The following is a 13,846-nucleotide window of genomic DNA, read 5'->3' as shown; positions in this document are numbered from 1 at the left end:
GTCGACACCGTGAAGGACGGGCAGCACTGGGTGACCCTCTTCGACCCGGAGGGCAACGAGTTCTGTGTCCTGAGTGACCGGAAAAGCTGAGCGGGGACCGGCGTCATGCGGCGGTGTCCTCGTCGCACTCGACCAGCGGACCGCGTTCGAAGCGGGTTCCGGCGCGCATGAGTGCGACCAGGTGGGGGGCGTTGACCGCGCGCCAGCGGGCCTGGGCCGACTCGATCAGCTTGAACGCCATCGCCAACCCAGTCGTGCGCGTGCCGGGTCCCTTGGTGACCTTCGTGCGGTGCCGCACGGTGGCGAAGGCGGACTCGATCGGGTGGTCGTGCGGAGGTGGATCCAGTGCTCGGCCGGATAGTCGTAGAACGCCAGCAACTCGTCGATATCGTCGGTGATCTTCGCGACGGCCTTGGGGAATTTCGCGCCGTAGGCGGCATCGAAGGCCCTCACCGCGTCCCGGGCGTGCCTCCCGTAACGCGCCCCAGAACCCGAGTGCCCGTCACCGACGGCCAGCATCGGTGCGACCATGCCCCGCCGGCGGCAGTCGCGCAGCGGATCCGCCCAGGACTCGGTCGACTCCCGGTAGCCGTCGGCCAGCGCGACGAGCTCCTCGCGGCCATCGGCGCGCGCGCCGATCATCACCAATAGGCAGAGTTTGTGCTCCTCCAGGCGGATGTTGACGTGGATGCCGTCCGCCCACAATTACACATAGTCCACACCGGACAGATCCTGTTCGGCGAACGCGCGTTGCTCGGCCTTCCACTGCTCGGTCAGCTTCGTGATCACCGGACCGGACAGGGCCTTCGCGCTGCCCAGGAACTGGCCCAGTGCGGGCACGAAGTCACCGTTGGACAGGCCGTGCAGGTACGGCAGGGGCAGCACCTCGGTGATCTTCGAGGTCTTGCGGGCCCAGGTCGGCAGGATCGACGAGGCGAACCGACGCCGTGTGCCCGTCTCGGGGTCCATCCGGCGGTCGTTGACCCGCGGCGCGGTCACCTCCACCGCACCCGCGCTGGTCAGCACTTCCTGAGGCTGGTGGTAGCCGTTGCGCACGACCAAGCGGTGGCCATGCACATCTCGCTCGTCGGCGAACGCGGCGATGTAGCGTCGACCTCGGCGCGCAGGGCTTCGGCCAGCATCCGGCGCGCTCCTTCACGGACGACCTGATCGCGGCCCGCCCGGACCTGGTCTCATGACATGAAATGGAGATTCTTCACCTTCCCGGCTGTTCCAGCGTCGCGGTGCTCGATGCGCGAAGCGCTCGCCGACCGCCGCCGTGGTGACGCATCGCGTCGTGACCCGTCGGTAGCCGAGTTGCGCCGAGCGATCGACCAGCGTTAGGGCGGTGACTTCCCGCAGCCTGACTGAATTCTGGGTGGGTGCCGTATACCCAGGAATGACGCTGCCTGCCGACCTTGCCGGTGGCTGCGGGGCCGGTCGAACGATCCACACCGGAGAGCAGGGAACGCCGACGATGACAAGCCAGCAACCGCGGCAGGCCGGACACCCGTATGTGGGGATGTGGGTGACGGCGGACAACCACATCCGGCAGGAGCTGCGGCCTGACGGTCGTTACGACGAGGCCAGAGGGCAGCGCATCAGTGCCTACGTCGGCCGGTACTGGGTGAGCGGGACACACATCGAGTACAAGGACGACACCGGGTTCAGCGCGGACGGCGAGTTCGACGGCGACGTGCTGCACCATGGCGGCTACGTGTTCTACCGGGAGGGCAGCCAGGCACACCGCGACGCCGTTGCGGCGACCGCACAACCGGGCCGCCGCTGACCGAATCAGCAGGAACCGGTCACGTGGCGGACGTCAGCTTTGTCCACGTGCCGTCCTCGCGCCAGCGTGCGTACTTCGCGTACAACGTCTGCCACGGTCCGAAGACCGTTGGTATCTCGCGCCACGGCACGTCGGCCCGGTGCTCGTAGGCGATGCCCTCGAACACCTGCCGGACGTCGCGTACGTGCCTGCCCCGGGACTGCAGCATCGGCTCCAGTGCTAACCAGGCCGCGTCTGACACCTGCGGGCGGTCAGGGTGGTCGGATGTGGATGCTGTGACCGGCGGTGGCTTCAAGTCCTGGCGCCGTCGCTGGGACTCGCTGCGGCTGTTCACCCCGGCCCGGTTCAGCGCTCTGCCCGGCTTGCCGTTCCCCGCATCCCCGGGGCACCTGCCCGGCAAGGACGAGGTCACCGACTACGCCCGCCACTTCGCGCTGCCGCTGTGGCTGGGCACCGGCGTCCGGCACCTGCACCAAGTCGGCGGCGGGTTCGAGGCACGTACGGACCACGGCACCATCACCGCCCGGACGGTGGTCGTGGCTACCGGCCCGTTCCAACAGCCGCCATCCCGGACCTGGCCGCGAACCTCGACAGAGAGGTCACCCAGCTCCACACCGCCGACTACCGCAACCCGCACCAGCTCCCCGACGGGCCGGTGCTCGTCGTCGGCGCCGGGAACTCCGGCGTGCAGATCGCCGAAGAACTCGCCCGCACGAGGCCGGTGACCATCGCGGTCGGCGCCCGGCAACCCGCCCTCCCACAACGGTTCCTCGGCCGCGACCTGTTCGGCTGGCTCAACATGCTCGGCGTCATGCGCATCCCCGCCGAGAGCCGACTCGGCCGCCGCCTGCGCGAGCGTGACCCGCTGATCGGCACCAGCCTGCGGGATCTCCAACAATGGGGCGTGCGGGTGCGGGACCGAGTCACCGAAGCGGACGGATCAACGCGATGGGGACGGAGAAGAAGGGCTCGCGCGACGGCGCCGACGCGAACGTGCACCGCTGTACGAAGCGCAGCTACCGCTACCGCAGCCGGGTGATCTGCGACTGCGGGCGACGGATGCAGGGCCACGGCCACGAGCGCGGTTACGTCTACTACCGGTGCTGGCCGACCAACAACAACCGTGGACGCCCCGACAAGCACGCAGGTCACCCGCGCACGGTGTACGTCCGCGAGGAAGCGATCACCGCGGTGGTCGACCAGGCCTTCAGCCAGTTCCTGTTCCACCCCCAGCGACGCGTCCTGCTGTCCAGGGACGTGGATCAGGCCGAGCAACGGGCCCACGCAGAACGGGCTGAACAGCGCACTCGACTGCAACGCCGCATCGCTGACCTGGCCCGTCGGCAGGAGAACTTGCTCCGCCAGGCCGAGGACGCCGACCCGGACGACCCGTTCGTGCAGGGCCTGAGGAAGCGCTACAACGACCTCCAAACCGAACGTCACGTCGTCCTCGACGAGATAGCTGCGCTCGACGACCAGGACAGGGCTGAGCCCAGGCGGGCCAGTGAGACCGAGCTGAACATCCTGGACGCGCTTCCACACCTCACGCTCAACTTCGACCGCGCCTGACGAGCTACAGCAACGCCTGTTCGAGCTGACCAAGCTCCGTGTGGAAGTTCACTACCAGACGCAGGAAGCAACGCTGACGATCACACTGCCGAGAGAGGAGATGGCCGTGGTCTCCACAACCGCAACGGCCCTACGGCACCCCGACGAGCCCGAAATCAAGCGGCCGTCGAGCGCAGAACTGCAGGTAGAAGCCAGTGTGAATGCAGTGCGTGCCCCCGGTGCGATTCGAACGCACACTGGGCGGGTTTTGAACCCAGTCGGCCAACTGGCTCTGACCTGCGCAGATAGGCGTCACGGACGATTCATGGGGAGAAGCCGGGGAGTAGGTGACCAGAGCTGGCCGCGACCGCACCGGTTGGTTGCTCGCCGCTGGAAGCCTGGCGTAACGTATCCAAGTAGATACCCCCGCTTGGTGAAGGAGGTGCCGCCGATGTCTGTGGCGAGGTTGCTGGAAGCTGCGCGGCACCTGGCTGGTCTGAGTCAGGACCAGCTCGCCCGGCTGGCTCACACGTCGCGGACGGCGGTGTCGGCCTATGAGAACGGCCGGAAGAAGCCGACGCTGGACACGGCCGAACGTCTGCTGGGCGCGTCGGGCTTCGACCTCGACCTACGTCCGCGGATTACTTTCCGCTCGGTCGTGAGTGGCCGCGGGCGGGTGTACCAGGTGCCGGATCAGCTCCCGTCGCTCCCGCCGCAGAGGGCGTTGGCGACGGTCGAGCTGCCGCTGTCGTTGAACTGGTCGCAGGCTGGTCGGGAGTACCGGCTCATGGACCGATCTGAGCGTGCCCGCGTGTACGAGGCGGTGTTGCGCGAGGGCGGTCCGGACGACGTGCTCGCGTACATCGATGGTGTCTTGCTGGTCGATCTGTGGGACGAGCTGCTGCTCCCTCGCGATCTTCGTGCGGCCTGGGCACCGTTGATCTCCAAGCTGGCCGCCGCGTAGTGACCACTGGCTCGGCGGACGTCCCGCTCACTGCGTTTCAGCTGGAAGTGGCACAGCTGTTCTTCAGCCTGCCTGCCAGTGACGGCTTCGTCCTCGCCGGTGGCGCTGCGCTCCTGGCCCAGCATCTGACGGCGCGCCCGACCCAGGACCTGGACTTCTTCACCGACAGGCAGGCGGACATCGTCACGGCGCGGGAAGCGCTGATCGCGGCGGCCGGTGAGCGGGACTGGGGCGTGCGGACGGTCCAGGAGGGCGAGAGCTTCAGCCGCCTACAGTTCACCGGTCCGGAAGACCTGATGATTGACATCGCTCTGGATTCGCAGCCTGGACAGCCGCCGACGATGAGTGTCGCTGGCCCGACCTATGCGCCGGAGGAGCTTGCGGGCCGCAAGGTGGTCGCGCTGTTCGACCGGTTCGCGGCCCGCGATTTCGTGGACGTGTTCGCGCTGAGTCACACGTACAGCAAGGCGGACCTCCTGACGTGGGCTGGTGACCTCAATCCAGGATTCGACCTGCCCTATTTCGTCGAAGCGCTCGACGCCCTGCCTCGCTACACGGACGTGGACCTGAGCCTTGGCGCGGTCGACGTGGCGGCTGTGCGCACGTTCTTCTCCGAGTGGGCCGCGGAGCTGAGGCAGGACCAGTCGTAGCGGTTGCCTATACCCTCCCCGCTCCCTCGTACAGGCCGTCTCGTAGCGCCCCGGTGTTCGATGCTTGAGGCCGAGGGAGCCGCCTGGTGCTCGTGGATAACCGCGCCGTCGGTGGCGGCGCTGCCGTCACGGGGCGTGGGGCTGCGCCGCGCAGGCCGGGCGGCGTTAGCGGAGCGGTAGCCGCCCGTGCCGCGATGGATGCCAGCCACGTCCCCAACGTGACGGGCGCAGCGCGCCGCCATCGGCGGCGCGCCTTGATCCTATAGAGCCAAACTCAGCAGTGCATAAAGCCATCGTATCCACCTGAGATTCAACGACGATGCTGGTAATCTTCGCTAGCTGTTGTGCATCAATGTGGCCGTATCAATTTTGAATCCCCGTGTCGAACTAAAGCAAGAGATGCGGCGCAGAGCGGAAGGTCGTGGGCGAAGTTGGATGTGCCATCGACGGGATCGAGTGTCCACACGTCGGTCTGGTCATAAGGGCGATTGAGTTGACGTCCTCTTCGCCGAGAAAATCGACGTCAGGAGTCATTCGCTTGAGGAAGTGGCGGACTTCGTTTTGAACGGCGATATCGACGTCCGTGACTACGTCACGGACGCCTTTGAGGCGGATTTCGGCTGGCGTGGTGTTCTTGACGATGTCGTAGCCGAGTCCTACGGCTTGCTCCGCGATCCGTTGGAGGTCTAGCAGCTCGTCGGTCACCCGGTGGCGTCCTTTGCTCGGTCCCACATGGACGTGAACACCTGGACGAATGTGTCGTACAGGCCGGGTCATCCTGCTTCTCGGTGACGATGGTTGGCGACTCGACACCCCGTGAGTCGGGTAGGTAGGGCTGCACGATGCAGGTGCGGTCGTCGATGATCGTGATGTTGAAGCGAAGCTTCTCGTCGTAGACGCGGATCTGCAGGTTGTCGCGGGCCTCTGGGGTAGGCCGCTGCGTATGCGCTGGAGTGCCTGGATGTTGATGTTGGTGAGGGATGCCAGCAGGCCGGAATTATGGCCTTCTTGCTGGTCACGCTGCTGGATGTGAATGCCAGCCGGGTCCAGGAACAGGACTTCGACCTTGGTGCCCGCTTCGATCTGCTCGCGCAGGGCTCGGTCTGGGTAGTTCTGGCACAGCAGGTTCAGCGACAGGCCCGCTACGCGGATGTGCCCGGCACCGTCGAACAGGCGGTGTGGCGGCAACTCGTGCTGGAACTCCGACCTGGACGTGTAGACGGCCACCACGTCCTTGGTCTCGCCGGGCGCGCTGAGGGGATGGCGGCCTGACATGGGGGAAGCAGGTGGGGAAAGAGCGGCATCTGACCATTGAGGACGTTTGCGATGACCTCGACATCGCGCGGTCGACGTTCTACGACTGGCGGGCGAAGAAGCGTGCGCCGCGCTGTATCAAGCTGCCCAACGGTGACATCCGCATCCGTCGTGAGGAATACGAACGCTGGCTTGAGTCCCATGAGGAGGCGGCCTGATGGCGTACTCGTATGACGTGAAGGTCTGGAACATCCAGACGCGTGCTGGCAAGCGGGGCAAGACTTACCGGTTGCCGTGGAGTGTGGATAAGGAGCGGTTCTCCGTGGGGTTCAGCACCTTCGCGCACGCGGACAGCTTCCGTTCGGACTTGGTCGCCGCGTCTCGGCGTGGGGAGGCGTTCGATGTCGACGAGGGTCTTCCGCTGTCGATGGTGCGTGAGAAGCAAGTCATGTCCTGGTTCGACTTCGCCGTGAAGTACATCGATATGAAGTGGACGAGGGCGGCGGCGAAATCGCGTGCTGGCAACGCTGACGCCCTGGCGACGGTCACGCCGGTCATGTTCGCCACGGACAAGGGCAAGCCGAACGCGCGGGTCATGAGGCGAGCACTGACGGGCTGGGCGTTCAACACGAAGCGGCGCGATACGGCGAAACCACCGGAGATCGAGCGGGCATTGAAGTGGGTCGCTGCGAACACGTTGCCTGTGTCCCGGTTCGAGGACGTGGCGATGTTGAGGAACGCGCTTGACGCGCTCGCGTCCAAACTGGACGGAAAGCAAGCTGCGGCGAAGACCGTGACACGGAAGAGAGCGGTTCTGTTCAACGCGCCGATTGCGCGGTCGAGGTCAAGGCGCTGTCGGCGAACAACCTGCCTGCGGTGAAGTGGACGGCTCCGAAGACAGTGCGGGCCATCGACAAGCGGGTCGTCATCAATGCGCGCCAGGCGGAGAGGCTGCTGGCCGCGGTGGAGGCACAGACAATCGACGGGCAGCCTCGGCGGTCATCCGGGCCGATGCTGAAGGCGTTCTTCGCGGTCATGTACTACGGGGCACTGCGGCCGGAGGAGGCAGCGATGTTGAGCAAGTCGGATCTCCAGCTCCCGGAGAGCGGGTGGGGTGAGCTGCTGCTGTCCGAGACGGCTCCGATCGCCGGGGCCTCCTGGACCGACACAGGAAAGCGGCGGGACAGACGGCAGCTCAAGCAACGGGCTATCAGTGAGGTGCGGTCGGTGCCGTCCTCGCCTCCGCTGACCCTCGTCCTTCACGAGCACCTGCGGCGGTTCGGGGTCGCGGCCGATGGGCGGCTGTTCCGGAACCTCGTCGGCGGGGACCTCGCCGAGTCGACCATCGTCCGGGTCTGGGACAAGGCGCGGAAGGCGGCGCTGACCGAGGAGGAGTACGCCTCGCCGCTCGCTCGTCGGCCCTACGACCTCCGGCACGCCTGCGTGTCTACCTGGCTCGCGGCTGGGGTGCCTTCCACGCAGTGCGCCGAGTGGGCTGGTCACAGCGTGGCGGTGCTGCACCAGATCTACGCGAAGGTCATCAACGGCCTAGAACAGCGGCCCATCGACGAATCGAAGAAGCGCTCGGATGGGATAATGTGATTGACGGATAGGACTATCTACTTGGCAGGAGAGCCCTCACTTTATCCGTGAGATCGGCTGGGATCTCGTCGAGTAGTCGTGAGTGCAACAAAATTCGAGCGATAATTTCTGCTGTTTTAATCGATTGCTCCGTGACGTCTCTTGAATTCCCGTGTAGTAAAACACTTCTTACGCCGTATAGTGGGCCGACAACCCTCACCCAGTCGTTTGAAGAGTTTCCGCATAGTTCGGCCAGGCGGTCGCGGACTGGTGCGATGTTGGTTGTGTCGACCATCTCCAGTGCCTCAATAGTTAACCGCCAGTACGTGAACCGCATAACCTGATCAGGCTCGGCGTCGGCCATCCAGTACCATTGGGAGGCAAGTTTGATGCGTCGTAGCATTCGCTCGCCGAAGTCCATCCTCCTGTTGAGCAAGCGTTGCAAGTCTTTGATCATCTCGTTACCGTTGATCGATTTAAAAGTTGCTTGCGTCTCTGCTGATATCTTGGATGAGTGGATATGGCGATTCCAGTGCCAGTCATCGAATGTCTCGCCTACTTCCTCGGTGATCGGCATGGCGAGGAGCCGAGGGCCGTATTTGAGATCCAAGAGCGCTTTAAGGTCTGCCACGCTGCTGCGCCCAACGCTGTAAAGCTCCTCTATCGAGACGTTCTTTGATAGTTCTGGAACGTATATAATTTCCACATAGCACAGTGCCCGCACGTTTTCTTTCCAGCCGGAGAATGTGTACCGAAGATCTGGGCAACTCATGTAGGAGTTCGAGTTGTCAATACGCATAATTCGGCCGTGCTCGGGAATGACTCGGTGGCGTTGGTTGCGTGCAGGAATTGCATCGGGGACGGTCAGGCCGCCGCGGTTTATGTCACCGTTGGCTATCGAAACGCGAAAATTCGGCCATTCTAGGACCACGTATGGATGTGTCACCGTCCGGAGCGTCTTGTAGACGATTCGATACGCCGGTTTTCCGCTGCCTATCGGATGATCATCGTCGGCGTTTTTGCCATGCGTCGGCGCCATATTCTTGAGGAGTATCCGCAGATTGTTGCCAGCTGTCAAGAAAACTTTCAATGTTGTCAAGTTTGTCCGGTGAAATATCTGTGGATTCGCCGGTTGCATCATCTATTAGTTGCGCTCGATATTCCGCGGCGGTCGCACTCCAGCTTGTCCGATATGAGGCGTGTGGGCAGCGTTGCTGTTGTCTGTGTCGGAGAGAGTTGCGCGGATGTTTCAGATGGAGGAGCGGCCCCCGAAGGGGCGGTGCGTCGTGGCCGATGGCGTGGTGCGCACAGAGTGCGGATCGTGCTTGTCGAGCCCTCGCCGCACTCCCATTGCCTTCGGTCGTGTCAAGGATGTGATGCGAGCGGCTTCAGGGGTACTGGAGGGACGTGAGTGCTGGGGCTGCTGTTGGAGAGTGTTGGTTCGCGTGTCTCACGTCACCAGGAGCCGTGGCGGTACTTCCACTGCTCGCCACGTAGGGCCCGGTTACTCGGACACAAATAGGAGACAACTCGCCGGATTCAGCCGGTCCTGACCGGACAGAGCCGGGTAGCGCATGATCCACTTCAGGGGGATCATCGCAGGTCAAAGGGCCTGGTCAGATGGGGTTTGCGGTGGTGCCCCCGGTGCGATTCGAACGCACACTGGACGGGTTTTGAATCCGTTGCCTCTGCCGATTGGGCTACGGGGGCGTACGCGTGGGGAGACTCTACGGGATCGACATCGGCCGGGTCCTCAGGGTTATCGGCCGCGCGCGGTGGCCACGGAGCGTGATCGGACCAGTGCGTAGTTCCAACAGGTGTGGCGTGCGTCATCCTCTCGGCGGACAGCTTGTTGCCACGGCGTTAACGTTGTGCTGATCACGGCCCGTGTACGGGTCCTCGACCCCTTCTCGCCGGTACGCTGAAGGCTCAGACCGATCGATTCAGGAGGACCCCGGTGACCGATCAGGCTGCCGAGGCCCAGTCCGTCCCGGCCGTGCAACGTAGCGTGCTCGTCGCGGAGGATGAGGCGCTCATTCGGCTCGACCTTGTGGAAATGCTCAAGGAAGAGGGCTACCACGTCGTCGGGGAGGCCGCGGACGGTGAACAGGCCGTCGCGTTGGCCAAGGAGCTGCGGCCCGACCTTTGTATTCTCGACGTGAAGATGCCGAAGATGGACGGCATCGACGCGGCGGCGCAGATCGCGGGGGAGCGGATCGCGCCTGTCGTGATCCTCACCGCGTTCTCGCAGCGGGACCTCGTCGAGCGGGCTCGTGAGGCGGGGGCCATGGCCTACCTCGTCAAGCCCTTCGCGAAGCACGACCTCGTGCCGGCGATCGAACTGGCGGTGAGCCGGTTCTCCGAGGTCCAGGCTCTGGAGACCGAGGTCGCGACGCTCACGGAACGGATGGAGACGCGCAAGCTCATCGAGCGTGCCAAGGGTCTCCTCATGACCAAGCAAGGTCTGTCCGAACCGGAAGCCTTCCGCTGGATCCAGCGCACGGCCATGGACCGGCGGGCCACGATGAAGGCGGTCGCCGAGGCTGTGGTGGAGAACATCACCTGACGGTGAAGTTCAGCACCGCCGACACCGGTCGCTCGTCGCCGGCCATCGTGTACTCGCGCACTTCCAACACGTGTGCGCCGCGTGCCAGGCCGCCGACGGCGATCGACAAGGCGTGCTGACCACCCAGTCCCGGCCCGTCGGCACGGGTCGGCACGCCCGCGGTCAGCTCACCGTCCAGCCACACCTGGAAGCCCTGCACACCGCCGATCGTGCCGGTCTCCCACTGGCTGGTCGACGCGTCGAGGGTCACCTTCAGCACGATCTGGCCCCTCGCCGGGATCACGGCCGACGTCAGCGGTTCGCCCGCCGAGTTGCACAGCACCGCGTCCACCGACGGCGGCACGTCCGCGCCCGACGGGCGGGGTGACTCCAACGAGGTGACCGGTGGCGTCCACCCGGCCGCCGGGGCGAGCTGCAGATACGTCTCCACCAGTCTGACCTGCTGCGTCGCCCCCGGGGCGCGCAGCACGAACGGCGTGATCGAGTCCGGGCCCGCGGCGCCGAGCAACGCGGCGGGCACGTCGGCGGCCACGGTCAGCGCCGCGCCGTCCACGGTCGACGGACCCACCACGACCGGCCGCGCGGGCACCCGCAGGTCACCGAACTGCATGACGACCCCGTTCGGGTCCATGCCCTTCGCGACCAGCAATGTCGCCACCAGCCGGGCGGCCGTCGCCTGCTGGAGCGGGGTCCGCGCGATGCCCAGCTGCGGCGCCTGCTCGGTCAGGTCCAGCACCCGCTGCGTGCCCGCGTTCACCGGTACCTCCACGAGAGCGGGCACCGCGGTGGCGGGCCCGGTGAACCCCGCGGCCGCCAGGTGCACCCGCGACCGCCGCCGCTCCGGACCGCGGAACCCCAGCAGCACCGACGCCGACCGCCACGCGGGCACCACGCCGGCCACCGCCACCAGCAGACCGTCCTGGTACACCCGCAGCCCGGCCGTCGTCAGCACGACCTCGAACAGGTGTGTCACGTTCGGCCCGCGCACCGGCGCCGGGAACACCTCCAGGTCAGGCGGCGGCACCCCGGGCACGTCGGGTGCCGCGCTCACGTGCACACCGCCGTCGTCGACGCCGACGCGGATCGTGCCGCCCGGTAGCGCGCCGTCCCTCGGCAGGAACCGGTTGGCCCGCTGCGTGTCGGCGCCGACCCGGTCCACCGGTCCCGGCGCGAGCGTGATCGTCAGCTCACCGCCCGTGCCCGCCGTGTCGCTCCACACCGCCACCCGGCCCAGCTCGCCGGACGCGGTCGGCGCGGTGAGCGTCATCGGCTGCTTCGCCCGCAGCATCGCGAGGTCCGCGCCGCAGCTCAGCTCGATCGGCAGCCCCTGGTCCCGCTCGTTGACCACGTCCACGCAGCCCCGGTACCCGGACAGGTGCCACCGGTCGCCGTAGTTCGCCAGGTCGCCGAAGTCGTCGTACAGACCGGTCAGCTTCTTCGGCAGCTTGGCGGCCTCGTCGGTCTCGCCGGGCGTCGCGGCCGTCCGCGTGGGCTCGGACCGCTGGCCGAACGCGTCGACGGTGCGCACCTCGACGACGTGCTCCCGGTCGGACAGGCCGGCGAGCCGGACGTCGGGGGTCGCGACGAGCCGGGTGCCGAAGTCGCGGTCGGTGCCGTTGCCGTTCGACGGCTTCCAGCGCACCTCGTACCCGGCGGCCCCCGGCGGCGCCTGGCCACCGGGCAGCGCGTCGGCCCACGACACCCGCAGCGCGTCCGGCTCCGGTCGGGCGACCACCCGTGCGGGTGGCTTCGGCTCACGACCGGGGGCGGGCAGGACCACGTTGTCCGCCGCGAACCGGTCCACCGTGATCGGCTTGCGCGGTCCATCACCGTCCGTGTCGCTGCTACGGGGATCCTCCGTTGTACGGAGAGTGACCACAGCTCCGGCGATGAGCGCGATGGCGCCGAGCCAGACGAGCACCCGTGTCCTGGTTGGCACGAGTGCACATTAGAAGCGGGCGGTACGTGCCAACGGGTCCGTTGCGAAGTTGAGATCGTGTTACCCGCCCATGACCGGAAGGTCCCTGTTCGTCCGGAGAGCGGACACGGACGGTCAGTTTCGTTGCAGTCTGGTCACGAGCGCCCTTGGGGCGTGACTAGGACTGCGGTCGGTTACTAGGTTCCGGCCAGCCCTCTGACATGGACGAGGGCAGGGTTCGGCATGCTATGCGGCAACCAAGCGGCAACCTGCCGGACGGAAATGCGGAGAAGGGACACGTCACGTGCGAAACCAGACGGTGAAAGCCGCGGCTGTCGTGGCAGCGGGCTTGCTGCTGCTGTCGGCTTGCGGCACGAACAAGGAGGAAGGCGGCTCTGAAGGGGGCGGGGGCAACCAGTCCTGCGACGTCAGCAAGGGCACGCTGACCCTCGGCGTGATCGCCCCGCTGAGCGGTGAGCTTTCCGCGCTGGGCAAGGGCATCGAGAACTCGGCGAAGCTCGCGGTCGACCAGGCCAACGAGAAGTGCGCCGTCAAGGGCTACAAGCTGGCCCTGCAGGCGGAGGACGACCAGAAGACGCCGCAGCTCGGCGCGCAGGCCGCGACGAAGCTCGCGTCCACCCCGAACGTCGTCGGCGTGGTGTCCACGCTGAACTCCTCCGTGTCGCAGAGCGTCCAGCCGATCCTGGACGGCGCCGGCATCCTTCAGATCTCGCCCGCCAACACCGCCGACTCGCTCACCAAGGGCGAGGACCCGAACAACCCGAAGCGGCCGTACCCGACGTACTTCCGCACCTGCACGGTCGACTCGCTTCAGGGCCCGTTCGCGGCGAACTACCTGATCAAGAAGTCGGGCAAGAAGAAGATCGCGATCATCACCGACGGTCTGACCTACGGTGAGGGCCTCGCGGACTCGTTCACCAAGCAGGCGGAGAAGAACGGCGCGGAGATCGTCACCCGCCAGAAGATCGGTGAGAAGGACACGGACTTCTCCGGCGTCATCGCCGCGGTGAAGCCGTTCGCCCCGGACGGCATCTACTACGGCGGCCAGTACCCGCAGGCGGGCCCGCTGTCGAAGCAGTTCGCCGGTGCGGGCCTCTCCGTCCCGGTCATGGGCGGCGACGGCATCTTCGACCCGCAGTTCATCGCCCTTGGCGGCAAGGACGGCGACCTGGCCACCTCCGTCGGCGCGCCGACCGAGGAGCTCGAGAGCGCCAAGGCGTTCGTCGACGCGTACAACAAGGCCGGCTACAAGGAGGGCTTCTCCGCCTACGGTGCGTTCTCCTACGACGCCGCGAACGTGATCATCGCCGCGGTGGGCAAGGCCATCGGCGACGGTGAGTGGGCCGACGACATGCGCGCCGACGTGGTCAAGGCCGCGCAGGACTACAGCGGTGAGGGCGCGACCGGTGAGCTCGCGTTCGACGAGAACGGCGACAGCACCAACACCGTCCTGACCGTCTACCAGGTCACCGGCGGCGAGTGGAAGTCCGTCGAGACCGGGAAGTTCGAGGGCTGACACGGGCTCGTAGAGCCATCAATCGATGAGTGACGCGAC

General features: G+C 66.2%; 15 protein-coding genes, 1 tRNA gene and 2 pseudogenes. 10 read left to right on the top strand and 8 right to left on the bottom strand.

From position 1 onward, the window contains the following. Positions 1–103: 103 nt before the first annotated feature. Positions 104–1,172, bottom strand: a pseudogene (locus FHR82_RS47040) (transposase); the annotation flags it as partial. Positions 1,173–1,477: 305 nt separating this feature from the next. On the opposite strand from FHR82_RS47040, the gene FHR82_RS43070 reads away from it, so the two are divergent. Then, entirely contained in the window at positions 1,478–1,789 is a 312-nt protein-coding gene (locus tag FHR82_RS43070) for an Atu4866 domain-containing protein (RefSeq protein ID WP_221464997.1), read from the top strand. 19 nt (positions 1,790–1,808) lie between these two features. Here FHR82_RS43070 and FHR82_RS43065 read toward each other — a convergent pair whose 3' ends face one another. Next, positions 1,809–2,030 carry a transposase gene (locus FHR82_RS43065; RefSeq protein ID WP_311771564.1) on the bottom strand — a complete coding sequence of 74 codons (222 nt, stop codon included), beginning with the start codon at positions 2,028–2,030 and terminating at the stop codon, positions 1,809–1,811. A gap of 25 nt (positions 2,031–2,055) precedes the next feature. Between FHR82_RS43065 and FHR82_RS43060 the strand changes: the two genes are divergently transcribed. From FHR82_RS43060 to FHR82_RS43045, 4 genes are all read left to right on the top strand, one after another. Then, complete coding sequence (locus tag FHR82_RS43060; RefSeq protein ID WP_184816467.1) at positions 2,056–2,514, top strand: NAD(P)-binding domain-containing protein; 459 nt, start codon at positions 2,056–2,058, stop codon at positions 2,512–2,514. Between the two features lie 223 nt (positions 2,515–2,737). Beyond that, entirely contained in the window at positions 2,738–3,358 is a 621-nt protein-coding gene (locus FHR82_RS43055; RefSeq protein WP_184816466.1) for a recombinase zinc ribbon domain-containing protein, read from the top strand. 412 nt (positions 3,359–3,770) lie between these two features. Next, complete coding sequence (locus FHR82_RS43050) at positions 3,771–4,301, top strand: helix-turn-helix transcriptional regulator (RefSeq protein WP_311771563.1); 531 nt, start codon at positions 3,771–3,773, stop codon at positions 4,299–4,301. Continuing rightward, positions 4,301–4,951: a nucleotidyl transferase AbiEii/AbiGii toxin family protein gene (locus FHR82_RS43045; protein WP_184816465.1), complete on the top strand. Its 651-nt coding sequence runs from the start codon at positions 4,301–4,303 to the stop codon at positions 4,949–4,951. The genes FHR82_RS43050 and FHR82_RS43045 overlap by 1 nt, the downstream gene beginning before the upstream one ends. A 349-nt stretch (positions 4,952–5,300) precedes the next feature. Here the strand turns inward: FHR82_RS43045 and FHR82_RS48215 are convergent, their stop codons facing one another. From FHR82_RS48215 to FHR82_RS47025, 3 genes and pseudogenes are all read right to left on the bottom strand, one after another. Further along, on the bottom strand, positions 5,301–5,417 hold the full coding sequence (locus tag FHR82_RS48215) for an inositol monophosphatase family protein (RefSeq protein WP_184816464.1): 117 nt from the start codon (positions 5,415–5,417) through the stop codon (positions 5,301–5,303). A gap of 126 nt (positions 5,418–5,543) precedes the next feature. After that, the gene (locus FHR82_RS47030; protein WP_311771566.1) at positions 5,544–5,813 is read right to left on the bottom strand and encodes a hypothetical protein; all 270 of its coding nucleotides are present in this window, start codon (positions 5,811–5,813) and stop codon (positions 5,544–5,546) included. A 122-nt stretch (positions 5,814–5,935) separates the two neighbouring features. Next, positions 5,936–6,226 (bottom strand): annotated as a pseudogene (locus FHR82_RS47025) (DUF5919 domain-containing protein); the annotation flags it as partial. An 11-nt stretch (positions 6,227–6,237) separates the two neighbouring features. Here FHR82_RS47025 and FHR82_RS43025 point away from each other — a divergent pair. The 3 genes from FHR82_RS43025 to FHR82_RS47015 are packed head-to-tail and all read left to right on the top strand — an operon-like array spanning position 6,238 to position 7,807. Then, the gene (locus tag FHR82_RS43025) at positions 6,238–6,423 is read left to right on the top strand and encodes a helix-turn-helix transcriptional regulator (RefSeq protein WP_184816461.1); all 186 of its coding nucleotides are present in this window, start codon (positions 6,238–6,240) and stop codon (positions 6,421–6,423) included. After that, entirely contained in the window at positions 6,423–7,085 is a 663-nt protein-coding gene (locus tag FHR82_RS47020; RefSeq protein WP_225944124.1) for a hypothetical protein, read from the top strand. Before FHR82_RS43025 ends, FHR82_RS47020 begins: the two co-directional genes overlap by 1 nt. Positions 7,086–7,105: 20 nt before the next feature. Then, entirely contained in the window at positions 7,106–7,807 is a 702-nt protein-coding gene (locus tag FHR82_RS47015) for a tyrosine-type recombinase/integrase (RefSeq protein WP_311771562.1), read from the top strand. A gap of 13 nt (positions 7,808–7,820) precedes the next feature. Here the strand turns inward: FHR82_RS47015 and FHR82_RS43015 are convergent, their stop codons facing one another. Both FHR82_RS43015 and FHR82_RS43010 read right to left on the bottom strand, forming a co-directional pair. Continuing rightward, on the bottom strand, positions 7,821–8,927 hold the full coding sequence (locus tag FHR82_RS43015) for a hypothetical protein (RefSeq protein WP_221464996.1): 1,107 nt from the start codon (positions 8,925–8,927) through the stop codon (positions 7,821–7,823). A 492-nt stretch (positions 8,928–9,419) separates the two neighbouring features. Further along, positions 9,420–9,496: transfer RNA gene (locus FHR82_RS43010), tRNA-Leu, on the bottom strand. Positions 9,497–9,743: 247 nt separating this feature from the next. Here FHR82_RS43010 and FHR82_RS43005 point away from each other — a divergent pair. After that, the gene (locus FHR82_RS43005; RefSeq protein ID WP_184816459.1) at positions 9,744–10,352 is read left to right on the top strand and encodes an ANTAR domain-containing response regulator; all 609 of its coding nucleotides are present in this window, start codon (positions 9,744–9,746) and stop codon (positions 10,350–10,352) included. On the opposite strand, the gene FHR82_RS43000 is transcribed toward FHR82_RS43005, so the two are convergent. Continuing rightward, entirely contained in the window at positions 10,345–12,291 is a 1,947-nt protein-coding gene (locus FHR82_RS43000) for a hypothetical protein (RefSeq protein ID WP_184816458.1), read from the bottom strand. The genes FHR82_RS43005 and FHR82_RS43000 overlap by 8 nt on opposite strands. A gap of 283 nt (positions 12,292–12,574) precedes the next feature. Here FHR82_RS43000 and FHR82_RS42995 point away from each other — a divergent pair, with 283 nt between their 5' ends. Continuing rightward, positions 12,575–13,807 carry a branched-chain amino acid ABC transporter substrate-binding protein gene (locus tag FHR82_RS42995; RefSeq protein ID WP_184816457.1) on the top strand — a complete coding sequence of 411 codons (1,233 nt, stop codon included), beginning with the start codon at positions 12,575–12,577 and terminating at the stop codon, positions 13,805–13,807. The last annotated feature ends 39 nt before the right edge of the window (positions 13,808–13,846 follow it).

The organism is Actinophytocola algeriensis (assembly GCF_014203735.1).
Lineage (GTDB): Bacteria > Actinomycetota > Actinomycetes > Mycobacteriales > Pseudonocardiaceae > Actinophytocola > Actinophytocola algeriensis.
This window is presented reverse-complemented; position numbering and strand designations above follow the sequence as displayed.

Excerpts from the sequence above, each read along its gene's own strand:
- FHR82_RS43070 (WP_221464997.1), top strand. The coding sequence starts at position 1,478 with ATGACAAGCCAGCAACCGCGGCAGGCCGGACACCCGTATGTGGGGATG.
- FHR82_RS43055 (WP_184816466.1), top strand. The coding sequence starts at position 2,738 with ATGGGGACGGAGAAGAAGGGCTCGCGCGACGGCGCCGACGCGAACGTG.
- FHR82_RS47020 (WP_225944124.1), top strand. The coding sequence starts at position 6,423 with ATGGCGTACTCGTATGACGTGAAGGTCTGGAACATCCAGACGCGTGCT.
- FHR82_RS43015 (WP_221464996.1), bottom strand. The coding sequence starts at position 8,927 with ATGATGCAACCGGCGAATCCACAGATATTTCACCGGACAAACTTGACA.